Raw genomic sequence first — 24,753 nt, 5'->3', positions numbered from 1 at the left:
TATGGTGCATTCGTGCGGCTCTTGCCGCGCGTGTTTGCACTGCCCTAATGACGACCATGGATGGGACCCTGCCAGTGGATCTGACGGTGACACGGCGCCAGGAAGACGGGCGCACGATTCTGCACCTTGTTGGCGAGATCGATGTCTCGACCGCTCCGAGGGTACGCGATGAGTTGAGCCGGGTGATCGCAGACGGCAGCCACGATCTCATCGTGGACCTGTCCGATGTGCCCTTCCTCGATTCCACCGGTCTCGGTGTGCTCGTCGGACGCCTCAAGGCAGTACGTCTGGTCGACGGTGACCTCGTGCTCGCGGGTGCTCAGGAGCGCACGTTGCGCAACTTCAAGATCACCGGACTCGACAAGGTCTTCCACCTGTACGACTCGGTCGACGCCGCGCTCGCCGCGAAGGTCGAGCCGGACGCCGCTTCGTCGATGTGAACCACACCGGGCTGCACGCCGACCCGGAACTCCTCACGGCACTCGCCGCCGACCTCAGGTCGGCGGCGTTCACCGTTGACGGTGTCCAACAACGTCTCGGCCCGGTCGCGGCCGCCGCACTTCACCGCGAACAGGTCACGCCCGCGCGGCGGGTCGTCACCGACGACGATCCGCTCGACGTCCTGATCCGCTTCTTCGCCCTCGGCGACGCCGTGCCCGGTGAACTGCTGGACGTCGCGGTCCCGGGCCTGCGGTCGCACGGACTGCGTGAGCTGGGACTGCTGGCCGATGACGGGCGAGCACGATTCGACCTGCGACCGCACGCCGACGACACCCACGACTGGTGGGTCGTCTCCGACCTGTCCGAACTGGTCACCGGCGGACCCCTGCCCGACGACCACGTGCTCGGCATCGGAGGAGCCTCCACCACTCTCGCCTCCTGGACGGTGCGCCGCCCGGCGGCGCGCGCCCTCGACATGGGAGCCGGCTGTGGCGTCCAGGCTCTGCACCTCGGCGCGCACTGCGAACGGATCGTCGCCACCGATCTGTCGGCGCGGGCCGTCGAGATCCTTCGGTTCAACGCGGTGCTCAACCGCGAGCGGTGGGACGTTCGGTCGGGCTCGCTGTTCGAACCGGTGGCCGGCGAAGGCTTCGATCTGATCGTCAGCAACCCGCCGTTCGTGATCACCCCACGTGTCGCCGGCGTGCCGTTGTTCGAGTACCGCGACGGCGGAATGGTGGGCGATTCTCTTGTCCGCACCGTCGTCCAGCAGGTCGAAGCGCATCTCGAACCCGGCGGCGTCGCCCAACTCCTCGGCAACTGGGAGGTGCCGGCCGGCACCGACTGGCAGGACGTCGTCCGGCAGTGGCTCGCCCCGACCGAGCTGGACGCCTGGGTCGTACAGCGCGAGACCCAGGACCCGGCCGAGTACGCCGAACTGTGGATCCGCGATGGGGGTCACCGCCCCGGTACCGAGGCGTACGAGCGCATGTATGCCGCCTGGCTGGACGACTTCGACGCCCGCGGCGTCGCAAGCATCGGTTTCGGCGTCATCACGCTGCAACGTCCGGCGACCAAGCGCCGCCGCTTCCAGGTGCTCGAAGAACACAGCGGCCCGGTCGCCTCGCCGATGGGCCCGGCCGTCGACGCCGAACTCGCGGCGCTCACCTGGTGCGCCGAGCATCCGGACGAGGTGCTCGACCAGAGCTGGCGGGTCGCCGACGACGTCACCGAGGAACGGTTCGCCGCTCCCGGCGCCGACGACCCATCGGTCATCCGCATCACCCAGGGCGGCGGGCTCGGCCGGCAGCTGCACATCGACACCGCGATCTCCGCCTACCTGAGTGTCGCCGACGGCGACCTCACCGCCCGTCAGGCGCTCGTCGCCATCGCAACCCTGCTCGAACGCGACGAGCGCGATCTGCTCGAACGTGCGCAGCCGATCGTGACCCGCCTCGTGGAGACCGGTTTCCTGGTCCGCGCCTGACGCGACGCCGGTGAGGTGCGCCACACCGGCGTGGGCCGATTCAGCGCAAACCTGCGGGAGGCGTTACCTTCAAGGCGGCTCGCGTCGAAGCAGCGACGAATCCGCTGCACGCAGCCGCAGACAAGGAGCACATCGAAGTGTCGCGCAAGCTGGTCATCGTCGAGTCGCCCGCCAAGGCGAAGAAAATCGGCAGCTTCCTCGGGCCCGACTACGTAGTCGACGCGAGCGCCGGTCACATCCGTGACCTGCCCACCCCGTCCGAACTGCCGGCCGACATGAAGAAGGGCCCGTTCGGCAAGTTCGCGGTCGACGTCGACAACGGCTTCGAGGCCTACTACGTCGTCGATGCCGACAAGAAGAAGAAGGTCTCCGAGCTCAAGCGCGCCCTCAAGGACGCCGACGAACTCCTGCTCGCCACCGATGAGGACCGTGAGGGCGAGGCCATCGCGTGGCACCTGCTCGAGGTGCTGAAGCCCAAGGTGCCGGTCAAGCGCATGGTGTTCCACGAGATCACCAAGGAAGCGATCCAGCGCGCCGCCAACAACACCCGCGACCTCGACACCTACTTGGTCGACGCCCAGGAGACCCGCCGTATCCTCGACCGTCTCTACGGCTACGAGATCAGCCCGGTCCTGTGGCGCAAGGTCCGTCAGGGCCTGTCCGGCGGACGCGTCCAGTCGGTCGTCACCCGGATGATCGTCGAGCGCGAGCGGGAGCGCATGGCGTTCCGGGCCGCCTCCTACTGGGATGTCGACGGCGAGTTCACGGTCAACGGTGGGCAGCAGTTCGGCGCACGCCTCACCGGTCTGGACGGCACGCGGGTCGCGACCGGCCGCGATTTCAACGACGCCGGTGAACTCACCGCCAAGGACGTCGTCCACCTCGACTCCCAGCGCGCGAATGCGGTTGCCGAGGCTGCCCGTGCCAGCCACGCCGACGTAACCTCCGTCCAGGAGAAGCCGTACACCCGGCGTCCGAGTGCGCCGTTCATCACCTCGACGTTGCAGCAGGAAGCCAGCCGCAAACTGCGTCTGTCCAGCCGCGACACGATGCGGGCCGCGCAGCGCCTGTACGAGAACGGCTACATCACCTACATGCGTACCGACTCGGTCGTGCTCAGCGAGTCGGCGCTCACCGCTGCTCGAGCTCAGGCTCGTGATCTGTACGGCGCCGAGTATGTGCCGGACGCCCCGCGTCGATATGCCGGCAAGGCCAAGGGTGCGCAGGAGGCGCACGAGGCGATCCGCCCCGCCGGTGATCGTTTCCGCACTCCGGCACAGGTGGCCGGCGAGTTGCGCGGCACCGAATTCGCTCTCTACGAACTGATCTGGAAGCGCACCGTCGCCTCGCAGATGGCGGACGCCCGCGGCTCGACCGCGACCGTCAAGCTGGCCGTCCCGGTCGACGCGGCGGGTGCGAAGTCGGCGGAGTTCACCGCCAGCGGCACCGTCATCACCTTCCGCGGCTTCCTGGCTGCGTACGAGGAAGGCCGCGACGTCGAGCGGGGCGCCGACGGCACCCCGACCGAGCGCCGTCTGCCGAAGCTGTCCGAGGGTGTGCGCCTGGAGGTGTTGGACGCCGAGGCCAAGGGGCACGAGACCTCCCCGCCGCCTCGCTACACCGAGGCTTCGATCGTGAAGGCGATGGAGGACAAAGGCATCGGCCGCCCGTCGACCTACGAGCCCACGATCGCCACTATCACCAACCGTGGCTACATCAACAAGCGCGGGTCTGCGCTCATCCCGACCTGGCTCGCGTTCGCGGTGACCCGGCTGATGGAGGAGCACTTCCCGAGCCTGGTCGACTACGACTTCACCGCCTCGATGGAGGAGGACCTCGATCAGATCGCCAGCGGTAACGAGCAGCGCGTTGCCTGGCTGACCAAGTTCTACTTCGGGGGACCACAGGAGTCGCGCGAGGGTCTGCGCCGGATGGTCGAGGACCTCGGTGAGATCGACGCCCGCGAGATCTCGACCATCCGGATCGGCGACAACATCGCGGTCCGCGTCGGGCGGTACGGCCCGTACGTCGAGGAGCTCGCCCCGGCGGGCATCGACCCGAACACCGGCGAGGTCACCGAGGGCGCCGAGGTGAAGGACCCGCGCCGTGCGTCCATCACCGACGACATCGCGCCGGACGAGATGACGCCGGAGAAGGCCCGCGAACTGCTCGAACAGGCCGGCGACGACGGACGCGTGCTCGGCACGGACCCGCAGTCCGGCCATGAGATCGTCGCGAAGGCCGGCCGTTACGGCCCGTACGTCACCGAGGTGCTGCCCGAGCCCGAGGGCGAGGAGAAGCCCAAGCGTGGCGCCAAGAAGGCGAAGCCGCGCACGGCGTCGCTGTTCAAGGACATGGACCTGGGCACGATCGAACTCGACACCGCGCTGAAGCTGCTCAGCCTGCCGCGCGTTGTCGGTGAGACGACGGACGACAAGGGCGAGACGGTCGAGATCACTGCCCAGAACGGCCGCTACGGGCCCTACCTGAAGAAGGGCACCGACTCACGGTCGTTGCAGACCGAGGCGCAGATCTTCGACATCACGCTGGACGAGGCGCTCGCGATCTACGCACAGCCCAAGCAGCGCGGTCGCGCGGCGGTGGCACCGTTGAAGGAGCTCGGAGAGGACCCCGCGTCGGGCAAGCCGGTCGTGGTGAAGGACGGACGGTTCGGGCCGTACGTCACCGACGGCGAGACCAACGCGACGCTGCGCAAGGACGACGACCCGTCGACGATCACGCCCGAGCGCGGGTTCGAACTGCTCGCCGAGAAGCGGGCCAAGGGACCGACCACCCGTAAACGGGCGGCGAAGAAGACAGCCAAGAAGACGACGAAGAAGGCTGCTGCCAAGAAGACGACCGCGAAGAAGGCCACTGCCAAGAAGGCGAGCGGCTGAGGGTTCCGTGAAGTTCGGTTTGCGTCAACTCCCCCCGTAGGCAGGAGAAACCGGTCAGAATCTGTTCGGAACTACGGGGAACCGAACTGCCGGGGGCGTCGTCACACAGGCAGTTCCGCTTCGACACACAGGGAGAAACAACATGTCCAGCACCGCCATGCGCAACCGCGTCGCCGTCACCTCGCTCGCACTGGTCGGCGCGCTCGGCCTGACCGCTTGCAACAGCGACACGACCGTCACCAACTCCTCGAGCACGTCGTCCTCGACCAGCTCGGAGTCCACCAGCACCTCCGAGTCGCCTTCCAGCTCGCAGACCTCGACATCCACTTCCGAGTCGAGCACGACCTCGGAGTCGCCGACCAGCTCGGAGACCTCGTCGGCGTCCTCGGAGTCCAGCACCACCGCTGACTCCGGCCCGACCGATGTCACCCCGCGTGGCACCACCATGAAGTTCAACCAGCCGGCCGTGATCGACGAGAGCGGCAAGGTCTTCCGTCTGACCGTCAAGGAACTGAAGGCCGCCCCGGAGTCGATCTACAGCGAGAAGAACCTGAAGAAGTCCGACGGCACCGTTTACTACATCAACTTCGATGTGAGCCCGGTCAAGACCAGTGGCAGCTTCTACTCCAGTTCGGTGAACGGCCTGTGGCTGTACCCGTCCTTCGGTTCGGGCCAGAAGGCGAAGCGCATGTACGGCTCGACCGACGACTGCAAGAGCGGTTACGAGAAGATCGAGGTCGGCCAGTCCGGCAGCGGCTGTTACATCTACCAGATCACCGGTGCCACCTCGAAGACGGTGACCTACGCCAACTCCAAGAACCGCCTCACCTGGGAGTGACCCCTTCCTGAGCGGGCGCTTGAGAACGGGCGGAGCCGGTCGGCTCCGCCCGTTCCTCGTGTCCGGTGTCAGCCGAAGGGCAACGGCTCACGCGTGAACTTGTAGGTGGCCCAATTCATCTGTCGCACAGCACCGTTCGAGTCACGGCGGACGACCAGGCGTTCACCCTTCTCACGCCCGGCGATGGTGCGGAAGACGTCGTCCTCCAGCTTCTCGAAGACCGACCACTTCGCGGTGTCCGGCGCACGGTCGAGCTTGGCCTGCAGTTGTCCGTCGCGGATGACGAACGTGAAGCCGGACCCTTCGGAGAACCAGCGCCCGGTGAGCTCGGTGAAGCCGTCGGGTGTCGTGGAACCGGGCATCCACGGCTTCGGTATCGCCGGATCCTCCTGTGCCACAAAGGATCCGAGCTTGACCGCTGTGACATCGGGTTCGATCGCATTGGTGGCGTTCATGAGGACGCCGGCGCTTACACCCGAGTCCGCATGGGAGAAGAAACCCGTGATGCCGCCGGGCAGGCCGCCGGTGTGGCCGAACCAGGTGCGTCCGTCCTTGCGGACGAGTTGGAAGCCCAGGCCCCAACCGCCGCCCCACGATCCGTCGACCAGCAGTTGCGGTGTGGTCATCTCCTCGACGGTGTCCTTGCGCAGCACACTGTCGTCGGGATCGAGCAGGAACTGGTGCCAGCGCATCATGTCGCCGAGAGTGCTGCACAACGCACCCGCGGCGGACGTGGCTCCCTTGTCCAACAACGGTTCTCGCACCGGTACATCGGTGAACGGTGCCACGTAGTACTGGCCGGAGTGCGGTGCAGCGAGCTGCAGCGTGGACCGCTTGAGTCCGATCGGGTCCAGGAGCCGGGTCTGCAGCGACTGCTCCCACTCGCGGCCGTCGAGCCGCGCAACCAGCTCGCCCAGCAGTGCGTACCCGAGGTTCGAGTAGTGCCACACAAGGTGCGGTCGGCCGATGCGTTCGGCCTCGTTCCAGCCCGCGACCAGGCCCTCTCGGTCCGGGAATTGCAGTGTGTCCCAGACGTCTCCGACGGGTTCGCGCTGCATCCCGCTGCCGTGGATCAGCAACTGACGGACGGTCACCGCGCCGTGCTCGACGCCGGGGAGGTGCTGGTCGAGCCGATCGTCGAGGTCGACTCTGCCCTCGTCCCGCAGCTGCATCACCAGCGCCGCGGTGAACGTCTTGGTGTTGGACGCGACCAGGAACTGGGTGTCGTCGCCGAGCGGCACGGACGGGTCGTCGAGGTCGGCGGACCCGACGGCCGTCGACCACGCGATCGCGCCGTCCCGAGCGACACCCGCTACGAGTCCCGGTGTGCGACTGTCGATCTGGGCCCTGCGGGCGATTCGTTCGAGGTCTCGGGTGAGCGGTTCGGCGAGTCGACTCTGCATGGCCCGACCCTACGCCCGAGATGTTCACCTCGACGTTGCCGTGGCGTCGGACGGGTCGCGCACGATGGCTTGATACCAGGGGTGGCGACTGCAAGGGATGGCGATGAGCGACACGGCAGAGGTGAGTGTGCCCTGGCACGTCGCCGACCGCGGCTTCGTCCTGGTGCCGGAAGTCGGCGCGATCCGGTTGTCCTGGAAGCCCTTCGGTGCGGTGTCTGCCTACGAGGTGCACGGTGTGCAGGGTCGTCGGGAGAACTGGCGTCCGAACAGCGCCACCTTGCTCTCGGTGACGACCGGGACCCGTTTCGTCCACCGCGGTCTTGGTCCCCGCTCCGGCACGTGGTCCTACCGCATCATCGCGGTCACCAGTCACGACGAACACCTCATGACCACCATCGCCGTGGCGTCCTCACGGACATCGGTCACGGTGACCGGTCGGCCGGTGGCCGTCGTCGGTGCGTTCGACGGCAACGGCCTCGACCTGGCGATCAGCACCTCGGGTTTCGTGCACTACCGGACGACGTTCCCGGCCGATGTCGACTTCCGGTACGGGTTCGACCGCCCCGACCGACGCTGGAGCTATGTGCAGCCCGGACCGGAGGACGCCTGGGCCGGTCGCCGCAGTCACCGCTTCCGGCTGCGTTTCGACCTCGACCAGATCCCTACCGACGACCTCGACCTGGCACTTTGGCTGGTGGATCGACATCCCACCCGCGCCGGCTCGGCGAGCATCGAGGTGAACGGGCAGGCGCTGGAGTCGCTGCTGTTCGACGAGACCATCGGCGAGGTGCACGCGAGCCTCGTCGTCCCCGGTTCGGGAGCCGGGCCGGCCCACTTCGAGGCGGCCGTGCCGCGCGAGGCTCTACGTCTCGGCGAGAACGTGCTCGACATCGCCAAGGACCACGGCAGTTGGATCGCGTACGACGCGGTCGGCATCTTCGCCCGCTGAGCGGTCTGCGGGATCCGCAGGGCGCGTGTCGGTGGGCTCGCCTAGGCTTGCCGCCATGTCGAACGCCACCGGTTTCATCGTCTTCGAAGGTGGCGACGGCGCCGGCAAGACCACCCAGATCGAGGCGCTGGCCCAGTGGTTGCGCTCCGTCGAGCGCACAGTAGCGGTCACCCGTGAACCCGGCGGCACCCCCTTGGGCGCCCAGATCCGGCAGTTGCTCCTGCACGGCGATCACGTCGAGCCGCGAGCCGAGGCGCTGCTGTTCGCAGCCGACCGTGCCCACCACATCGCGACGCTGGTCCGTCCGGCGCTCGAGCGCGGTGACGTCGTGCTGCAGGACCGTTACCTCGACTCCTCGGTTGCTTATCAGGGGGAGGGGCGTGATCTCGATGCCGACGACGTCCGCCGCCTGTCGATGTGGGCGACCCACGATCTGGTCCCCGACCTGACGATCGTCCTGGACGTCGACCCCGCCGTCGGCAGGGCCCGCCGCGGCGACTCCCACGACCGGCTGGAGCGGGAGGCGGACGACTTCCATCACCGGGTCCGTCAGCAGTTCTTGGCCATGGCGCGCCAGGCACCCGAGCGTTACCTCGTCCTCGACGCCGCACGCGACCGGGACGAGCTCGCCGGCGAGATCCGCACCCGTGTCACCGCGTTGCTCGGGATGAGGGCATGAGTCCGGCCACCGGAGTGGAGTCCGGCGTCTGGGCCGATGTCGTCGGTCAGCCCGAGGTCGTCGCCACGCTGCAGCGAGCAGTCACCACCCCGGGCTCCATGACGCACGCGTGGTTGTTCACGGGCCCGCCTGGTTCGGGACGCTCCACCGCGGCCCGGGCGTTCGCCGCCGCTCTGCAGTGCCCCGACAACGGGTGTGGCGCCTGCCGGGAATGTCGAACGGTGATCGACGGCTCGCACGCCGATCTCACCGTGTTGGCCACGCAGGGTCTGTCGATCCAGGTGCGCGACGCCCGCGAACTCGCCGTCGCCGCTCAGCACTCGCCGTCCGTCGGGCCGTGGCAGGTCATCCTCATCGAGGACGCCGACCGCCTCACCGAGCGCGCCGCCGATGCCCTGCTGAAGGCCTTGGAGGAACCGGTCGCCCGCACCGTGTGGTTGCTGTGCGCACCCAGCCTCGAGGACGTCATCATCACCATCCGCTCCCGCTCAAGGCACGTGCGGTTGCGCACCCCGTCCATCGAGGCGGTGGCCGACCTGCTCGAGCGTCGCGACGGCGTCCCGAAGGAACAGGGTCTGCTCGCCGCTGCAGCGGCACAGTCCCATGTCGGTCTGGCCAAGCGCCTGGCCAAGGACGACGCCGCCCGGGGGCGGCGCTCCGACACCCTCAACCTCGCCGGGTCCATCCGGTCGCTCGGCGACGCGATCCGCGCGGCCGAGGCACTCGACAGCCTCGCCAAGCAGGAGTCGGCAGCAGCCGCAGGTGAACGCGACGCGGCCGAACGCGAGCGACTGCTCGAGCAGCTCGGCGCCGATGCCGCAGCCCGCACCCAGCCACCGCACGTCCGTTCACAATTGGCGGCGCTGGAGAAAGAACAGAAGACCCGCGCCACGCGCATCACCCGTGATGTCATCGACCGGTCTCTGGTCGATCTGATGTCGATCTACCGCGACGCGCTGGTGACGCAGACGGGTAGCCGGGTCCCATTGATCAACCAGGACCACCGCGTCCAGGTCGAGACCCTCGCGCAGCACGCCCCCGAATCGTTGCTCGGGGCGATGGACGCGATCGGCACCGCCCGCGAGCGCATCGACGCCAACGTCCCGCCGCTGCTGGCCCTGGAAGCGATGATGATCTCGCTGCGCGTGCAGGTATGACCTGACGTAGCGTTGAGGACCATGAGCCGCACCTCACTCACCTCCTCGCGCCGAACTGGACGGTCGACGCTCGCACTGCTCGCCGCGTCCGCGCTGGCCCTCAGCGCCTGCAGCGGTGGTTCGGACGACGGGGCGAGCACCTCGTCCCCAGTCGGCTCCCAGCCCTCGTCCGGCGCCGCCACGACGTCCGGTTCTTCTTCGACCGGCGCGGCGGACCCAGCCAAGGCGCTGGAGAAGTTCTACACGCAGAAGCTGACGTGGGGCGACTGCGAAGGGGTGAAGTGCGCCAAGCTCACCGTTCCGGTCGACTACGCCGACCCGGGTGGCCAGACGATCCAACTCGCGTTGTCGAAGGTCGCCGCGAAGGGCAAGGCCAAAGGCTCCCTCGTGGTCAACCCGGGCGGTCCCGGGGCGAGCGGCTACGACTACGGCGCGATGGCCGACGGGGTCGTGACGCCGAAGGTGCTCGAGTCGTTCGACGTCGTCGGGTTCGACCCGCGCGGCGTGGGGCGCTCGGCGCCGATCACCTGTGCGTCCGACGCCGAGATGGACACCATGCTCGGCATCGACCCGACTCCCGACGACAAGACCGAGCAGTCCTCGGTGCAGAAGTCGGTCGGCACCTTCGCGCAGGCCTGCAAGGACAAGGCCGGACCGCTGCTCGGGCACGTCTCCACCGTCGAGGTGGCCAAGGATCTCGACGTGCTGCGCGCCGCACTCGGCAGCGAGAAGCTGGACTACCTCGGCTTCTCCTACGGAACCTTCATCGGATCGACCTACGCCGACCTGTTCCCCCAGCGCGTCGGACGCTTCGTGCTCGACGGCGTGGTGCCGCCCGACGTCACCTCCCAGGAGATGAACCTCGGACAGGCCACCGGATTCGAGGCAGCGACCCGCAGCTATGTCGAGGACTGTGTCAGCAAGGGCGACTGCTATCTCGGCTCGACCGTCGACGCCGGCATGCAGCGCATCCGCACATTCCTGAAGCAGCTCGACGCCAAGCCGTTGCCGATCTCCGGTGAAGGCCCGGTCACCCGGTTCACCGAGGGCTGGGCCACGCTCGGTCTCGCGCTCGGGTTCTACTCCAAGGCGAGTTGGCCGTCCCTGACCGAGGCGCTGAAGGCGGCGATGGGCGGCGACCCCAAGCCGTTGATGGCAATGGCCAACCAGTACGCCGGCCGACAGGCCAACGGTGCCTACCAGGACAACTCGATGCAGGCGTTCTACGCGGTGTCGTGTCTCGACCGTAAGGCGAGCAACAACCTGGACGAATATGCAAAGGACGCAACGGAGTTCGCCAAGAAGGCGCCGACCTGGGGCAACATGCTGGCCTGGGGTTCGCTCACCTGCGGCGAGTGGAAGGTGCCGGCGACCGGCAAGCAGAAGAAGGTCACCGCCGAAGGCACCGGCCCGATCCTGGTGATCGGCAACACCCGTGACCCCGCGACGCCGCTCGCCTTCGCGCAGCGTCTGGCAAAGGACCTCAAGCACGCGCGCCTGCTCACCTTCGACGCCGACGGACATACCGCCTACGGCCAGAGCGAGTGCGTCAACGACGCCGTCGACGGGTACTTGCTGAACGGCACTCTGCCGCCGGACGGCCAGACCTGCTGACGGCGAACCTCGCCCGCACGACCGCGTACCTCGCGGGCAGTCGTACGGTTCTCGGGTGAGTTTTCGACCCGTTGCCCTGTTCGACTTCGACGGCACCCTGGCCGACACGATCCCGCTGATCGTGCAGTCCTACCACCACACCTTGGAGACCTCCGGGTTGCCGGCGGTGGACGAGGTGGAGGTGCGTTCGTGGATCGGGCGTCCGCTGCAGCCGGTGTTCGAGGAGCGTTACCCGGGCCGCGGCGAAGAGCTGACCGCGACCTACCGTGACTGGAACCTCGCCCAGCACGACGCCCTGATCGAGCGCGTCGAGGGCATGCCGGAGCTGCTGAAGTCGCTGTCCGACAAGGGGATTCGGCTCGGCGTCGTTTCATCGAAGAAGGCGTCCACCGTCCTGCAGGGATTGCGGGTGGTCGGGTTGGACGAGGCGATCGACGTGCTGGCCGGGATGGACGAGACGGCCAAGCACAAGCCCGAACCCGACCCGCTGCTGTTCGCCGCCGATGCTCTCGGTGCCGACCCGTCGGACTGCGTGTACATCGGTGACGCGGACGTCGACGTGCTGGCCGCTCGCGCGGCGGGCATGGCGTCCGTCGCGGTGACCTGGGGTGCCGGTACGCGTGAGGTGCTGGAGTCACTGGACCCCGACGCGATCGTCGACACGGTGGACGAACTGCGGGAGTTCCTGCTCAGCGGCTGACCCGTGCGGCCTTGGCGTTGAGGTAGCGCTGCTCGGGGATGCTGTGCGTCAGGCTCGCCGCGAGAGCGAACGCCGCGTCGGCCGGCTCATCCTCCCCGGCGAGTTCGAGCAGGTGCGCGCGGGTGTCATGGAGTCGGTGGTTCCCCCGTTGTGCCGGGTCGGCGAGCAGCGGTCGGTCGGCGCGGTGAGCCCGGCCTCACGGATCGTGGTCTTCGCGCGACTGATCCGTTGCCCGATGGTCGCCGAGGGCATGAGCAGCTGATCGTCACTGGTCCTCGCCGCCGGGCCACATCGTCGGCCGCAACTCGATCGTCTCGCCCGGACCGGCGAACTTCACCGCGACTTCTTCGGCGCGAGCGCGGTCCTGCACATCGATCAGGAAGAAGCCGGCGAACTGTTCCTTGGTCTCGGCGTACGGGCCGTCGGACGCGATCGGGTCGCCGTTCTTGACCCGGTAGAGGGTCGAGGACTTCGGGTCGCCCAGTGCTTCGCCGCCGATCAGTTCACCCTGCTTGCCCAGTTCCTCCAGGAACGCGTCGGGCGTCAACCCGTGCTGTAGTTCGCCGGCGTCATGCATCCCGAACGCCGGAATCTCGGGATCGTCGTGGCCATGGGGCTTCGAACTGCAGCAGTTTGCGTACGACTCACCGTGGATTCCGAAGTGGATCGACGAAGAAAGGCCCCCGGCGGACCGGGGGCCTTGACTGAGCCGCTTGTCGGAATCGAACCGACGACCTATTCATTACGAGTGAATCGCTCTGGCCAACTGAGCTAAAGCGGCGCCGCAACCGGCAGCGCGGACGCGCACGGATGCGATCAGCGAGTATACGCGCCGGGTGTGTATCCGCCGAATCGAGCGGCCGGACTACGGCCGATCGCTCGGGGCTGCGATCATCGAGGGGTGAACGAGCTCGCCATGTTGCCCGCGAAGTCCGAAGCTCTCGGGATGGGACCGACGTTCATCATGTTCTCGATGGGGTTCGTCGCGATCTTCGTGATCATGGTGATGATCGGCGAACGCCGTAATCGCAACAAGCCGCGTCAGGAGCCGATCCGCAAGCCGGTGCTGGTGCAGAAGGACGAGGAGCGCAAGCGTCGCAAGGAGCAGGGCGACCTCTGAGTGCTGCCGGGACGACACCGATCCACCACTGCACGCCGAGTGGGCTCGGCATCGCAGCGCACCTTGGTTGAGCCGCGCTGCCTCCTTCGTCGGCAGCGCGGCTCAACCAGCGGCGTGGGTGGTTCGGCTCAGCCAGCGGAATCTGTAGCGCGGCTCAGTCAGCGTTGACGCGCTCGATGATCGCCTCGGCGACGTCGTCCGTGCGGGTCTCGGGCAACCAGTGCCCGGCCGGCAACTCGATGAAGCGGTACGGCCCGTCGCAGAATTCCTCGGTCTTCTCCGCCGCCGCACGGCCGAGTGCGAAGTCCTTGCTGCCCCAGATGTAGGTCGCCGGGATCGACACGTGCTTTGCGCCGCCGCCGTCCGACTTCTTGCGTCCGGGCTTGGCGTTCGCGACCAAGGAGGCGCGGCTGGACAAAGAGCGGTACCAACCCAGCGGTCCGTGCAACGACTCGCGGGTGCTGAAGCGAGCCACGTAGCGATCCGCGTACGAGTCGGGAAGTCCGGTGCGGGAGAACATCTTTCGCATCCCGCGCGACATCTGCAGTTCGGGCAGGAAAGGCACCTGGAACGCTGCCATGTACCAGCTCTTGCGCCACTGCCCGCCGTGCTGCAGTGCCCAGGCCATCGCAGCCGGGTGCGGCGTCGACAACACGGTCACCGTCGAGACCAGGTCGGGCCGGTGCGCCGCCATCGACCACGCGACCGCGCCTCCCCAGTCGTGCCCGACCAGGTGCACCTTCTCGGCGCCGCTCGCCTCGACCAGTGCCGCGATGTCGCCGATCAACTCACGGATGTCGTACGCCGCCCGACCCTTCGGCGTGGCGCCGGGGGAGTAGCCACGCTGGTCGGGGGCAAGTGTGCGCAGCCCGGCGTCGTTGAGACGACCTGACACACCCGTCCATGCGGTGCCATCCTGTGGGAAGCCGTGCAGCAGAACGACCACCTCACCGTCGCGGGGGCCGCTGTCGGTCACGTCGAAGACCAGTCCGTCACGCGCGAAATTCTTCATGGGGACGAGCCTGACACGTCGAACCCACAAAGGAGGACGAAGTGAGCACGGCGCCGGTTGCGTATCCACTCGGCGGACGACGGGCCTGGTTCGTCTGGGGCGCAGCGCTGCTGGTCTACGTGCTCGCCGTCTTCCACCGGGCCTCGCTCGGCATCGCGGGGGTGCTCGCTGCCGAACGCTTCCACATCACCTCGGCGCAGCTGGCCGCTTTCACCATGGTGCAGCTGCTGGTCTACGCCGCGATGCAGGTGCCGGTCGGAGCGATGCTCGACCGCTTCGGCTCGCGCGCCCTGCTGACCACCGGTCTGGCGATGATGACCCTCGCACAGACCGGGTTCGCGTTCGCCCACACGTTCGGAGCCGGCGTGCTCGCGCGGGTGTTCGTGGGCATGGGGGACGCGATGGTGTTCGTGTCCGTGCTGCGACTGGTCGCGCTGTGGTTTCCGCCGGCGCGGTCCGCGATGGTCACCCAGGCGACCGGATGGGCCGGACAGGTCGGCTCGATCCTTGCCGCGGGTCCGTTGTCGGCCGCCCTGCACACGTACGGCTGGCAGCGATCGTTCCTGATCGCGTCCGGTTCCGGTGTGGTCGTCGCGATCGTCATGCTGCTGGTCGTCCGCGACACCCCCTACCTCGACCCGAATCGCACGAAGCTGCGCATGCGCTCCGTCGGACGCGCGTTGCGTTCGGCCTGGCGGACGCCGGGCACCCAGCTCGGCCTGTGGTGCCATTTCACCGCACAGTTCAGCGCGACGGTCTTTGCGATGATCTGGGGATTCCCGTACCTGACCGTCGGATTGGGGATGTCCTCGGGGGAGGCGAGTGCCCTGCTCACGCTGATGGTGATCACCGGGATCATGGTCTCGCCGTTCATCGGCGGGTTCACCGTCCGCTTCCCGTATTCGCGGTCGACGCTCGTGCTCGGCCTCGTTCTCGCCATCGTGGCGACGTGGACGGTCGTGCTGCTGTGGCCTGGACGTCCGCCGACCCCGCTGGTCGTGCTGCTCGGCATCATGATGTCGATCGGCGGACCCGGATCGATGGTCGGCTTCGACCTCGCCCGCACCTTCAACCCGCCGGACCGCATCGGCTCGGCCACCGGCATCGTCAACGTCGGTGGGTTCACCGCATCCCTGTGCACCGTCGTCCTCATCGGCGTGGTGCTCGACCGTGTCTCCCCGGGTGGGCCTGCGACCTGGACCAACAACAGCTTCCGAGCGGCGTGGTGCGTTCAGTACATCGTCTGGACGATCGGCATCGTGCAGATCGTGCGGCTGCGTCGTCTGGCCCGGGCGGAGATCGACACCAACCCCGAGATGGAGCACCTGCGTCGCCGGATCTCCAAGCGGCACGGCTGACCAGCCCGCCGCCGTTACGCTCGCACCTGACGTACGAGCGTGCGGAAGGGAAGCAGTGCTGAAACAAGTGTTGGCCGGTGGCGCCGTCGTTCTGCTGGCTGTCGGCGGTTACGGCGTGCTGGACGTTCACGACAAGGTTCCCGGCATCCTCACCCTCGACAGCACCAGCCCTTCACCCGTGCCATTGCCCTCGCAGACCACCCCGGCGCCGTCGTACCCCGCCCCGAAACCGCCGTCCGCGCCGTCCGCAGTGCCCGTCGCGTCTGGGCAACCGTTGAGCGCCCCGCAGGTGGCCGCTGCGTTGAAGCGACCGCTCGCGTCCAAGGGCTACCTGAAGGACACCTCGGTCGTCGTACGCGACGCGGCGACCGGCGCGACCCTCTTCGACCAAGCCGGCGCGCGCGCCCTCATCCCGGCATCGACCACGAAACTGCTCGCGGCCTGGGCTGTCGCCACGACCATGGACCTGAACAAGCCGTTCACGACGAAGGTGGTCGACCACGGCGGACAGCCCGTGCTCGTTGCCGGCGGAGACACGGTCCTCGCGCCGGGCAAGGGTGATCCGAACCAGATCGTCGGTCACGCCGGCGTCGCCGATCTGGCCGCACAGGTCGCGACCGGGCTGAAGAAGCAGGGTCGCACCTCGGTGACCGTCGGCCTCGACACCACCACCTACGCACCCGGTCCGGACGCGGTGAGGACCTGGCACCCCGACTACCTCGGGATGGGATTCTCGGCCCGGATCGCGCAACTCGGCCTGTCCACCGAGCGCTCACAACCCCCGAAGCCTGCCGCAGCCGACCCGAACAGGTCGGTGCTGAACGCGTTGATCTCCGAACTCGGCAAGCGCGGCATCACCGCGGTCGCCGGCGGCGAGGTCAAGTCCGCAGCTGGAGTCCCCGTACTCGGGTCGGTGCAGAGTGCCCCGTTGATCGACGTGCTCGGTCAAGCGATGCGTGACAGTGACAACGCGATGATCGAATCCCTCACGCGCGCAGCTGCATTCGGTAAGGGCGTACCCAGTGACTCTGTCACGACATGGGTGAGTTCCCTGCTCGAGAAGGACGGGTTCGACACCACCGGCGTGAAGCTCGCCGATGTCAGCGGACTGTCCGACGGCACCACGATCCCGGCGAAGCTGTTGAGCGACCTGCTCGTTGCCGGCACGACCGGCAAGAGCAAGCCCTTCCAGGAAGTACTCGCCCGCGAGTCGGTCGCTGCCTGGAACGGCACCCTGCACGACCGCTACTCCCTCGACTCCGACAAGTGGGCCGCCGGTGAGGTGCGGGCCAAGACCGGCAGCCTGCCCGACGTCAGCTCACTCGCCGGCACGGTCGTCACCGATTCCGGACGCCTTCTCGTCTTCGCGATCACCAGCAACGGCCCGATGAACGGGGCCGGCGCGTGGGGCGTCCGCGCCGCGATCGACAACACCGTCGCGGCGCTCGCGAAGCTCTGACCGAACCGTCGCTTAGGTTGGCTGACATGTCGTACGTGGATTGGACCATCGCCCGCCGCATCGGACGACGCGTGGCCGGCGACGGCCCGACCGTGAGTCTGGGGGAGGCGCACGCCGTCACCGAGGATCTTCGGATCGCGGCAGAACGCGCCTACGAACCGGTCGCCTCCACTGCCCGCCTCGACACCACCGGTCATCCGCACTCGCCGGTGCACGTCGTGGACCGGGGCACCTGGATCGACGTCAACGTCAACTCGTTCGCATCGCTGACCGACCCGGTGATGGACAAACTGCTGGCCAAGCGGGCCGGCGGCCGGGCCACCCGGGCCGTGACGTCCAAGGTCTCCGGCACCGAGGCCGGCGGGTTGCTCGGATTCGTCTCGTCGAAGGTGCTGGGCCAGTACGACCTCGCCCCCGGTGGACAGCCGAGCCTGCTGCTCGTGGCTCCCAACATCGTTGCGGCAGAACGAGAACTGAACGTAGACAGCCACGACTTCCGGCTGTGGGTGTGCCTGCACGAGGAGACCCACCGAGTGCAGTTCACTGCCGTCCCATGGTTGCGCGATCACATGATCGACAGTTCGAGGTCACTGATGGTCGACCTGGTGCCCGACCCCGAGGCCATGCCGCAGAAGCTGAAGGAGATCAGCTCTCGGTTGCCGGCCGCGCTCAAGGAGGGCGGCAGCGGGCTCGCCGACGTGTTCGTCACGCCCGAGCAGCGCGAACGGGTCGCTGCGCTGACCGCCGTCATGTCGCTGCTGGAGGGCCACGCCGATGTCGTGATGGACGACGTCGGCCCTCAGGTCGTGCCCAGCGTCGAGGAGATCCGGCGCAAGTTCGACCAGCGGCGCAAGGGTGCCGGTTCGGTCGACCGGTTGTTGCGCCGATTGCTCGGGCTCGAGGCCAAGATGCGGCAGTACCGCGACGGCGCCGTCTTCTGCCGCGCGGTGATCGACAAGGTCGGTGTCGACGGACTCAACGAGGTCTGGACCTCACCGGAGACCCTGCCGACCGCCGTGGAGATCACCGAGCCCGAACGCTGGCTCGCCCGCGTCCATGGCTGAGTGGTCGGTCAGCGGTGCCCGGGCCTGACCCCGCGGTCGCCGCCATCCGCTTGGCCGTGCGGACCGCGCTGCGGGACAACGGGTTACGCCGGGTGATCGTCGGGTGCTCGGGCGGCGCAGACTCCACGGCCCTGGCTGCCGCCGTCGCCTTCGAGGCACCCAAGCTGGATGCAGAAGCGCTGGCGATGGTCGTCGATCACGGGCTCCAGGACGGCTCCGCGCAGATCGCGCAGGACGCGGCCGAACGCGTCCGCCGCCTCGGACTGTCCGCGCAGGTGGTCGCGGTCGAGGTCGCCGACAGCAAGGACGGTCCGGAGGCGGCAGCCCGCGCAGCGCGGTACGCGGCGCTCCGAGAAGCCGCCGCGCGGACGCAAGCGGACGCGATCCTGCTCGGCCACACCCAGGACGACCAGGCGGAGAGCGTGCTGCTCGGGCTCGTGCGGGGGTCCGGGCTCCGGTCGATCGCGGCGATGGCACCGGCCGGGCACGGCCTCGTCCGACCGCTGCTGCGCATCAGCCGGCAGCAGACCCGGCAGGCGTGCGCGGCCGAGGGATTGGTGTTCTGGGACGACCCGCACAACGACGACCCACGCTTCTCCCGGGTGCGTGTGCGGCGCGCGCTCGCCCACCTCGAAGGTGATCTCGGTCCGGGACTGATCAAGGGTCTTGCCCGCACGGCCGACCTCGCCCGCCAGGACGCCGACCACCTCGACGCCGAAACAGCAGCGCTGCAGGACCGCCTGGGTGGTGCGCCGTGGCCGGTGGAGGAGTTGACGGGCGTCCCGATCGCGATTCGCACCCGGTGGTGGCGCGGAGCGCTTGCGGCGCAGGGCGCGGTCATCGCCGACCTGTCCTCGACACACGTGGCATCCCTCGAGACCCTGCTCACCGGTTGGCGCGGGCAAGGACCCGTGGACGTCCCCGGACGGCTTCGGGTGCGACGAGGCACCGGGCAGATCCACGTCGAGCCCAGCGGTCAGGTTGAATAGGCCCATGGATTCCGCGCACCTCGGTGACGACCTCGACCACGTCCTGTACACGCAGGAGCAGATCCACGCCCGGCTCGAGGAGCTCGGCAAGGAGATCTGGGCCGACTACCACGACAAGGAAGTGCTGCTGGTCGGTGTTCTGAAGGGCGCGGTGTTGGTGATGGCCGACCTTATGCGTGCGCTGCCCGGCACCGTGACCATGGACTGGATGGCTGTGTCGTCGTATGGCTCGGGCACCAAATCCTCCGGCGTCGTCCGCATCCTGAAGGACCTCGACACCGACATCTCGAACCGGCACGTGCTGATCGTCGAGGACATCATCGACTCTGGACTGACCCTGAACTGGATCCGCAGCAACCTGCTGTCCCGCAACCCGGCTTCGCTGGAGATCTGCACCCTACTGCGCAAGCCCGAGGCCGCCAAGGTCGAGATCGATTGCAAGTACGTCGGCTTCGAGATCCCCAACGAGTTCGTCGTCGGTTACGGCCTGGATTTCGACGAGAAATACCGCAACTTGCGCGACATCGGCGTGCTCGCGCCGCACATGTACTCGTAGGCTTCGCAGGCTCAGCCCTGTCGTAGGGGTGGTCTCGATCGCGCTCGGTCGGTAACCCTCCCTCGCTACTCGACCACCGATGTGAGGTAGCCGGAACACAATTCGTCCCTGGTCCGTTGGGGCTTGGAGGATGGACCGATCGGTTTGCGCCGGTCCACCACGATGTAGCGTCGGTCAGCGAGTCGGCTGTCGGTCAGCTGGTAATGCACAGTGAGCAGGAGGCACGGGGCGACCACCCCGCACGTACATGAAATCGAAGCGTCTCGTCCGCGGCCCCTGGCTGCTGATCGCCCTCGTCATCGCGGGTGCGTTCATCTGGTTCTCCGTCGGCAATGCCGGTGGCTACCAGAAGATCGACACCTCAGAAGCCCAGAAGCTCATCGCCAACAAGCAGGTGGAGTCGGCCAAGCTCACGCCCGACAGCATCAACCTGACGCTGAAGACGGCGTACACCGGTGGTGAGGCCAAGGACGCCAAGAAGGTCCAGGCCGATTACGTCACCGCCCGCGGCAACCACATCGTCCAGCTGCTGGAGAAGAATCCGCCGGCGAAGGGCTTCACCGACGATCCGGCCCGGCAGAACGTCTTCGTGTCGTTGCTGTTCACGATCCTGCCGCTGCTGCTGGTGCTCGGTGTCTTCTGGTTCATCCTGAGCCAGATGCAGGGCGGCGGTTCGCGCGTCATGCAGTTCGGCAAGTCGAAGGCGAAGCTCGCCACCAAGGACATGCCGACCGTCACCTTCTCCGACGTCGCCGGCGCCGATGAGGCGGTCGAGGAACTCCACGAGATCAAGGAGTTCCTGGAGTCACCGAAGAAGTTCCTGGACGTCGGCGCGAAGATCCCGAAGGGCGTGCTGCTCTACGGCCCGCCCGGTACCGGTAAGACCCTGCTGGCCCGCGCCGTTGCCGGCGAGGCAGGCGTCCCGTTCTACTCGATCTCCGGTTCCGATTTCGTCGAGATGTTCGTCGGTGTGGGTGCCTCTCGCGTCCGCGACCTGTTCAACCAGGCCAAGGAGAACGCCCCGGCGATCATCTTCGTCGACGAGATCGACGCCGTCGGCCGCCACCGTGGTGCCGGTCTGGGCGGTGGCCACGACGAGCGCGAGCAGACCCTCAACCAGTTGCTGGTCGAGATGGACGGCTTCGACGTCAAGACCAATGTCATCCTGATCGCGGCGACCAACCGTCCCGACATCCTCGACCCGGCGCTGCTGCGTCCGGGGCGTTTCGACCGTCAGATCGCGGTCGAGGCGCCCGACATGGCCGGCCGTCATCACATCCTGCAGGTGCACGCCAAGGGCAAACCGATGGCGAACGACGTCGACCTGCTCGCCGTCGCCCGTCGCACCCCGGGCTTCTCCGGTGCCGACCTCGCCAACGTGCTGAACGAGGCGGCCCTGCTGACCGCCCGCAGCAACGCGCAGATCATCGACAACCGTGCGCTCGACGAGGCCATCGACCGCGTCATGGCAGGCCCGCAGAAGAAGACCCGCGCGATGAGTGCCAAGGAACGCAAGATCACCGCGTACCACGAGGGCGGTCACGCGCTCGTCGCCGCGGCGATGAACCACACCGCGCCGGTCAGCAAGATCACGATCCTGCCGCGCGGCCGCGCTCTCGGGTACACGATGGTGCTGCCGATCGACGACAAGTACTCCACCACCCGTAACGAGTTGCTCGACCAGCTGGCGTACGCGCTCGGCGGACGTGTGGCCGAGGAGGTCGTGTTCCACGACCCGTCCACGGGTGCGTCCAACGACATCGAGAAGGCGACCGGTATGGCGCGCCAGATGGTCACGCAGTTCGGCATGAGCGAGCGCGTCGGCGCGGTCAAGCTCGGCTCCGGCAACTCCGAGGTCTTCCTCGGGCGCGACATGGGCCACGAGCGCGACTACTCCGAGGAGCTCGCGAGCGTCGTCGACGACGAGGTGCGCCGCTTCATCGAGGCCGCGCACGACGAGGCGTGGCACGCGATCAACGACAACCGCGACATCCTCGACGCCCTCGTGCTCGAACTCCTGGAGAAGGAGACGCTGAACGCCGAGCAGCTCGCCGAGATCTTCAAGGACGTGCACAAGCGTCCGAAGCGTCAGGTGTGGCTGTCCAGCGACCGCCGGTTCGTCAGCGACCGCCCGCCGGTCATGACCGAGGCCGAGAAGCGTGCGCTGGCCCAGGGCGTCGACCTCGACAAGGACGAGGAACGTCCGGTGGAGGCGATCGTCGAGGTGCCGGACGGTGGACGCATTGACCCGCCGGGCATTTGATCGTGATCGCGCCGCCGCGGCGGTGCGTGAGCTGCTGATCGCGGTCGGGGAGGACCCCGACCGCGACGGCCTGGTCGACACCCCGATGCGGGTCGCCAAGTCGTTCGAGGAAGTGTTCTCCGGCCTGGAGCAGGATCCTGCCGAGGTGCTCTCGCGCACCTTCGAGATCGATCACGACGAGCTGATCATCGTCAAGGACATTGAGCTCTACAGCACCTGCGAGCACCACCTGGTGCCCTTCCACGGCGTCGCACACGTCGGATACATCCCGGCCAAGGACGGACGAGTGACCGGGCTGTCGAAGATCGCCCGCTTGGTCGATGTGTTCGCCAAGCGTCCGCAGGTGCAGGAGCGGCTGACCACGCAGATCGCCGACGCGATCATCACCCACCTGGATGCCCAGGGCGTGCTGGTGGTCGTGGAATGCGAGCACCTGTGCATGTCGATGCGCGGCGTGCGTAAGCCCGGCGCGACGACGATCACCTCCGCGGTGCGAGGCGTGCTGCGTGACCCGGCGACCCGGTCCGAGGCGATGAGCCTGATGAAGGCTTCCTCGCCCCGATGACCGCCCGGTCGTTGCCGAAGCGGCCCGCCGACCGCCCGTTGGTCGTGGGCGTGGTCAACGTGACCCCCGATTCGTTCTCCGACGGCGGACGCTGGTTCGACCACGAAGCCGCGATCGCGCACGGTCGCGACCTCATCGCCCAGGGTGCCGACATCCTGGACGTCGGTGGCGAGTCGACCCGTCCAGGTGCCGAACGACCGTCCGCCCAGGATGAACAGGCCCGCGTGCTGCCGGTGGTCGAGGCTCTTGCTGGCGACGTGCCGATCTCGGTCGACACGATGCGCGCATCCGTGGCGCACGCGTGCGTCGAGGCCGGAGCAGCGATCGTGAATGATGTCAGCGGGGGCCTGGCCGATCCGGAAATGGCAACCATGGTCGCCGAGGTCGGGGCGCCGTACGTCGCCATGCACTGGCGCGGTCACAGCCACGACATGCAGACCCGCACGCAGTACGACGATGTGGTGGAGGACGTCCTGCGTGAGCTGAGCGAGCGCCGGGACGCACTGTTGGACAGCGGGATCCGTCCCCAGCTGTTGGTGCTCGACCCGGGCCTGGGTTTCGCCAAGACAGCCGCTCAGAACTGGGCGGTGTTGCGTGCCACGCCGCGCTTCATGGAACTCGGTCACGAATTGTTGGTCGGGGCCTCCCGTAAGTCCTTCCTCGGTCCGGTCGGATCGGTGGACGGTTCGCCGTTGCCCGCCGACCGGCGTGATGCCGCGACGGCTGCGGTCAGCGTGGTGCTGGCCCAGTCCGGGGTCTGGGCGATCCGCGTGCATGAGGTGCGCTCCACCAGGGCGGCCTGCGACGTCGTCGGCTCGCTGCGGGCGGCGCGATGAGCGACACGATCACGATCACCGGCCTCGAGGTCACCACCTGCCACGGAGTCCTTGCGAGCGAGAAGGTCGAGCCGCAGCGCTTCCTCGCCGACATCACGTTCGGCATCGACGTCCGCCGGGCCGGCGAGTCCGACGACCTCACCAGGTCGGTCAGCTACGCCGACGTCGCCCAGGCGGCCGAGGCCGTCCTGCGCGGCGAACCGGTCGATCTCATCGAGACTCTGGCCGAGCGCATCGCCGCGTCCACGCTTTCCTTTCCCGGGGTCGAGTCCGCCACCGTGACCATTCGCAAGCCGCAGGCTCCTGCCGGCGTCCCGTTCCACGACGCCCGGTTGGGTGGGCCCGCGGTCACCGTGCACCGCGAGCACGACCGTCCTGTCGTCATCGCAGCGGGTGCAAACCTCGGCGACCGGCAGGCGACGCTGGAGGCCGCGATCCGCGCGCTCGACGAGACCGACGGACTCACCGTCGTTGCGGTCGCGCCCCTCGTCGAGACCGACCCGGTCGGCGGACCTGACCAGCCCGACTACCTCAACACCGTCATCCTGGGCCGCTCGCGTCTGGCGCCGCAGACGCTGCTCGACCGGCTGCACCAGATCGAGCGCTGGCACCACCGCACCCGCGAAGTCCGTTGGGGGGCAAGGACGCTCGACCTCGATCTGATTCAGGTCGGCGACCCGTCCGACGGCTCCGATCTGAGCAGTGACACCGACGAGCTGACCCTGCCGCACCCGCGAGCCTGCGAGCGCGGTTTCGTGTTGGTGCCCTGGGCGAACCTCGACCCGGGTGCCCGGTTGCGCACCGCGGACGGCGTCCGCGCGGTCAGCGATCTCGCCGCCGAGGTCGACACCACCGGAGTCCGGGCGGTGAACGACTGATGCAGGACGGTGTCCAGGTGCGACACCCGGTGATCGCCGGCGTCATCGCTTTCGTGCTGTCCTACGGTTTCCTGCGCTTCTGGAGCACGCAGGGCAACACGATCCCGCAGATCAGTTGGTTCACTGTCGCGGTCATTGCGCTGATGGGCGGGCTGGTCGTCGCCGGCGGTTGGCAGATCCGCTCGTACCGCCGGCACACCGCGCGCCGGATGCCTGCGCCCCAGGTGGCCCGTCGGACGTTGGTCGCCGCACAGGCGTCCGCCCTCGTCGGCGGCGTGCTTGCCGGTTGGTATGCGGGTCATGCAGCGGCGGCATTGCACAACCTCGACTCCGACCGTCTGCGCGGCATCGCGATCGTCGCGGCGGCCTCGGCTCTCGCGTCCGTCGGTCTGGCGATCATCGGCTTCGTGGTGCAGCAGTGGTGCCGCATTGACGAGGACGACGACGACAAGAAGCCGAAGGGCGACGCCACTCCCGCGTGAGTTCGCC

Annotated in this window: 24 protein-coding genes and 1 tRNA gene; 21 read left to right on the top strand and 4 right to left on the bottom strand. The window is 68.0% G+C overall.

Annotated features, from left to right (window positions below):
* Positions 1 to 86 precede the first annotated feature (86 nt).
* The 4 genes from ACYU8W_RS14475 to ACYU8W_RS14460 all read left to right on the top strand — a co-directional run bounded on the left by ACYU8W_RS14475 (position 87) and on the right by ACYU8W_RS14460 (position 5,662).
* A complete protein-coding gene (locus ACYU8W_RS14475; protein WP_499470143.1) occupies positions 87 to 440 on the top strand; it encodes an STAS domain-containing protein in 354 nt (117 codons plus the stop codon).
* Positions 437 to 1,927 (top strand): DUF7059 domain-containing protein, encoded by a 1,491-nt coding sequence (locus tag ACYU8W_RS14470; RefSeq protein ID WP_499470141.1) that lies wholly within the window; start codon positions 437 to 439, stop codon positions 1,925 to 1,927. Before ACYU8W_RS14475 ends, ACYU8W_RS14470 begins: the two co-directional genes overlap by 4 nt.
* A gap of 137 nt (positions 1,928 to 2,064) precedes the next feature.
* Positions 2,065 to 4,824, top strand: a complete 2,760-nt coding sequence (gene topA, locus ACYU8W_RS14465) for a type I DNA topoisomerase (protein ID WP_499470139.1) — start codon at positions 2,065 to 2,067, stop codon at positions 4,822 to 4,824.
* A gap of 142 nt (positions 4,825 to 4,966) precedes the next feature.
* Positions 4,967 to 5,662: a hypothetical protein gene (locus tag ACYU8W_RS14460; protein WP_499470137.1), complete on the top strand. Its 696-nt coding sequence runs from the start codon at positions 4,967 to 4,969 to the stop codon at positions 5,660 to 5,662.
* A gap of 68 nt (positions 5,663 to 5,730) precedes the next feature.
* Here the strand turns inward: ACYU8W_RS14460 and ACYU8W_RS14455 are convergent, their stop codons facing one another.
* Positions 5,731 to 7,065 (bottom strand): serine hydrolase domain-containing protein, encoded by a 1,335-nt coding sequence (locus ACYU8W_RS14455; RefSeq protein WP_499470135.1) that lies wholly within the window; start codon positions 7,063 to 7,065, stop codon positions 5,731 to 5,733.
* A 103-nt stretch (positions 7,066 to 7,168) separates the two neighbouring features.
* On the opposite strand from ACYU8W_RS14455, the gene ACYU8W_RS14450 reads away from it, so the two are divergent.
* The 6 genes from ACYU8W_RS14450 to ACYU8W_RS14425 are packed head-to-tail and all read left to right on the top strand — an operon-like array spanning position 7,169 to position 12,426.
* On the top strand, positions 7,169 to 8,014 hold the full coding sequence (locus ACYU8W_RS14450; protein WP_499470133.1) for a hypothetical protein: 846 nt from the start codon (positions 7,169 to 7,171) through the stop codon (positions 8,012 to 8,014).
* Positions 8,015 to 8,069: 55 nt separating this feature from the next.
* Positions 8,070 to 8,693 carry a dTMP kinase gene (gene tmk / locus ACYU8W_RS14445; RefSeq protein WP_499470131.1) on the top strand — a complete coding sequence of 208 codons (624 nt, stop codon included), beginning with the start codon at positions 8,070 to 8,072 and terminating at the stop codon, positions 8,691 to 8,693.
* Positions 8,690 to 9,850: a DNA polymerase III subunit delta' gene (locus ACYU8W_RS14440; protein ID WP_499470129.1), complete on the top strand. Its 1,161-nt coding sequence runs from the start codon at positions 8,690 to 8,692 to the stop codon at positions 9,848 to 9,850. Before tmk ends, ACYU8W_RS14440 begins: the two co-directional genes overlap by 4 nt.
* A gap of 21 nt (positions 9,851 to 9,871) precedes the next feature.
* Entirely contained in the window at positions 9,872 to 11,464 is a 1,593-nt protein-coding gene (locus ACYU8W_RS14435) for an alpha/beta hydrolase (protein WP_499470127.1), read from the top strand.
* A 55-nt stretch (positions 11,465 to 11,519) separates the two neighbouring features.
* Entirely contained in the window at positions 11,520 to 12,164 is a 645-nt protein-coding gene (locus tag ACYU8W_RS14430) for an HAD family hydrolase (protein ID WP_141927521.1), read from the top strand.
* A 43-nt stretch (positions 12,165 to 12,207) separates the two neighbouring features.
* Positions 12,208 to 12,426, top strand: a complete 219-nt coding sequence (locus ACYU8W_RS14425; RefSeq protein ID WP_499470125.1) for a hypothetical protein — start codon at positions 12,208 to 12,210, stop codon at positions 12,424 to 12,426.
* A 3-nt stretch (positions 12,427 to 12,429) separates the two neighbouring features.
* Here the strand turns inward: ACYU8W_RS14425 and ACYU8W_RS14420 are convergent, their stop codons facing one another.
* Complete coding sequence (locus tag ACYU8W_RS14420; RefSeq protein ID WP_499470123.1) at positions 12,430 to 12,741, bottom strand: YciI family protein; 312 nt, start codon at positions 12,739 to 12,741, stop codon at positions 12,430 to 12,432.
* A gap of 130 nt (positions 12,742 to 12,871) precedes the next feature.
* Positions 12,872 to 12,945: transfer RNA gene (locus ACYU8W_RS14415), tRNA-Thr, on the bottom strand.
* 120 nt (positions 12,946 to 13,065) lie between these two features.
* Here ACYU8W_RS14415 and ACYU8W_RS14410 point away from each other — a divergent pair.
* On the top strand, positions 13,066 to 13,284 hold the full coding sequence (locus tag ACYU8W_RS14410; RefSeq protein ID WP_141927524.1) for a hypothetical protein: 219 nt from the start codon (positions 13,066 to 13,068) through the stop codon (positions 13,282 to 13,284).
* Positions 13,285 to 13,438: 154 nt separating this feature from the next.
* Here the strand turns inward: ACYU8W_RS14410 and ACYU8W_RS14405 are convergent, their stop codons facing one another.
* Complete coding sequence (locus ACYU8W_RS14405) at positions 13,439 to 14,296, bottom strand: alpha/beta fold hydrolase (protein WP_499470121.1); 858 nt, start codon at positions 14,294 to 14,296, stop codon at positions 13,439 to 13,441.
* A 41-nt stretch (positions 14,297 to 14,337) separates the two neighbouring features.
* On the opposite strand from ACYU8W_RS14405, the gene ACYU8W_RS14400 reads away from it, so the two are divergent.
* The 10 genes from ACYU8W_RS14400 to ACYU8W_RS14355 all read left to right on the top strand — a co-directional run bounded on the left by ACYU8W_RS14400 (position 14,338) and on the right by ACYU8W_RS14355 (position 24,746).
* Positions 14,338 to 15,654 carry an MFS transporter gene (locus ACYU8W_RS14400; protein ID WP_499470119.1) on the top strand — a complete coding sequence of 439 codons (1,317 nt, stop codon included), beginning with the start codon at positions 14,338 to 14,340 and terminating at the stop codon, positions 15,652 to 15,654.
* A gap of 55 nt (positions 15,655 to 15,709) precedes the next feature.
* Positions 15,710 to 17,113: a D-alanyl-D-alanine carboxypeptidase/D-alanyl-D-alanine endopeptidase gene (gene dacB / locus ACYU8W_RS14395; RefSeq protein WP_499470117.1), complete on the top strand. Its 1,404-nt coding sequence runs from the start codon at positions 15,710 to 15,712 to the stop codon at positions 17,111 to 17,113.
* 26 nt (positions 17,114 to 17,139) lie between these two features.
* Positions 17,140 to 18,177: a zinc-dependent metalloprotease gene (locus ACYU8W_RS14390; RefSeq protein WP_499470115.1), complete on the top strand. Its 1,038-nt coding sequence runs from the start codon at positions 17,140 to 17,142 to the stop codon at positions 18,175 to 18,177.
* A 14-nt stretch (positions 18,178 to 18,191) separates the two neighbouring features.
* Entirely contained in the window at positions 18,192 to 19,166 is a 975-nt protein-coding gene (gene tilS / locus ACYU8W_RS14385) for a tRNA lysidine(34) synthetase TilS (RefSeq protein ID WP_499470113.1), read from the top strand.
* Positions 19,167 to 19,170: 4 nt separating this feature from the next.
* Positions 19,171 to 19,722, top strand: coding sequence for a hypoxanthine phosphoribosyltransferase (hpt, locus tag ACYU8W_RS14380; protein ID WP_141927530.1), 552 nt, complete (start codon positions 19,171 to 19,173; stop codon positions 19,720 to 19,722).
* 247 nt (positions 19,723 to 19,969) lie between these two features.
* Positions 19,970 to 21,985, top strand: coding sequence for an ATP-dependent zinc metalloprotease FtsH (gene ftsH / locus ACYU8W_RS14375; RefSeq protein WP_499470111.1), 2,016 nt, complete (start codon positions 19,970 to 19,972; stop codon positions 21,983 to 21,985).
* The gene (gene folE / locus ACYU8W_RS14370) at positions 21,957 to 22,550 is read left to right on the top strand and encodes a GTP cyclohydrolase I FolE (RefSeq protein ID WP_499470109.1); all 594 of its coding nucleotides are present in this window, start codon (positions 21,957 to 21,959) and stop codon (positions 22,548 to 22,550) included. Before ftsH ends, folE begins: the two co-directional genes overlap by 29 nt.
* A complete protein-coding gene (folP, locus tag ACYU8W_RS14365; RefSeq protein ID WP_499470107.1) occupies positions 22,547 to 23,386 on the top strand; it encodes a dihydropteroate synthase in 840 nt (279 codons plus the stop codon). The genes folE and folP overlap by 4 nt, the downstream gene beginning before the upstream one ends.
* Complete coding sequence (folK, locus tag ACYU8W_RS14360; RefSeq protein WP_499470105.1) at positions 23,383 to 24,264, top strand: 2-amino-4-hydroxy-6-hydroxymethyldihydropteridine diphosphokinase; 882 nt, start codon at positions 23,383 to 23,385, stop codon at positions 24,262 to 24,264. The genes folP and folK overlap by 4 nt, the downstream gene beginning before the upstream one ends.
* Positions 24,264 to 24,746, top strand: a complete 483-nt coding sequence (locus tag ACYU8W_RS14355; RefSeq protein WP_239702486.1) for a DUF3180 domain-containing protein — start codon at positions 24,264 to 24,266, stop codon at positions 24,744 to 24,746. The genes folK and ACYU8W_RS14355 overlap by 1 nt, the downstream gene beginning before the upstream one ends.
* The last annotated feature ends 7 nt before the right edge of the window (positions 24,747 to 24,753 follow it).

It is taken from the genome of Yimella radicis (assembly GCF_054778255.1).
Note: the sequence above shows the minus strand (reverse complement) of the source record. Positions and strands in the feature narration are given on the sequence as shown.

Excerpts from the sequence above, each read along its gene's own strand:
- ACYU8W_RS14460 (WP_499470137.1), top strand. The coding sequence starts at position 4,967 with ATGTCCAGCACCGCCATGCGCAACCGCGTCGCCGTCACCTCGCTCGCA.
- ACYU8W_RS14455 (WP_499470135.1), bottom strand. The coding sequence starts at position 7,065 with ATGCAGAGTCGACTCGCCGAACCGCTCACCCGAGACCTCGAACGAATC.
- ACYU8W_RS14450 (WP_499470133.1), top strand. The coding sequence starts at position 7,169 with ATGAGCGACACGGCAGAGGTGAGTGTGCCCTGGCACGTCGCCGACCGC.
- tmk (WP_499470131.1), top strand. The coding sequence starts at position 8,070 with ATGTCGAACGCCACCGGTTTCATCGTCTTCGAAGGTGGCGACGGCGCC.
- ACYU8W_RS14440 (WP_499470129.1), top strand. The coding sequence starts at position 8,690 with ATGAGTCCGGCCACCGGAGTGGAGTCCGGCGTCTGGGCCGATGTCGTC.
- ACYU8W_RS14435 (WP_499470127.1), top strand. The coding sequence starts at position 9,872 with ATGAGCCGCACCTCACTCACCTCCTCGCGCCGAACTGGACGGTCGACG.
- ACYU8W_RS14420 (WP_499470123.1), bottom strand. The coding sequence starts at position 12,741 with ATGCATGACGCCGGCGAACTACAGCACGGGTTGACGCCCGACGCGTTC.
- ACYU8W_RS14405 (WP_499470121.1), bottom strand. The coding sequence starts at position 14,296 with ATGAAGAATTTCGCGCGTGACGGACTGGTCTTCGACGTGACCGACAGC.
- ACYU8W_RS14390 (WP_499470115.1), top strand. The coding sequence starts at position 17,140 with ATGTCGTACGTGGATTGGACCATCGCCCGCCGCATCGGACGACGCGTG.
- hpt (WP_141927530.1), top strand. The coding sequence starts at position 19,171 with ATGGATTCCGCGCACCTCGGTGACGACCTCGACCACGTCCTGTACACG.
- ftsH (WP_499470111.1), top strand. The coding sequence starts at position 19,970 with ATGAAATCGAAGCGTCTCGTCCGCGGCCCCTGGCTGCTGATCGCCCTC.
- folP (WP_499470107.1), top strand. The coding sequence starts at position 22,547 with ATGACCGCCCGGTCGTTGCCGAAGCGGCCCGCCGACCGCCCGTTGGTC.
- folK (WP_499470105.1), top strand. The coding sequence starts at position 23,383 with ATGAGCGACACGATCACGATCACCGGCCTCGAGGTCACCACCTGCCAC.
- ACYU8W_RS14355 (WP_239702486.1), top strand. The coding sequence starts at position 24,264 with ATGCAGGACGGTGTCCAGGTGCGACACCCGGTGATCGCCGGCGTCATC.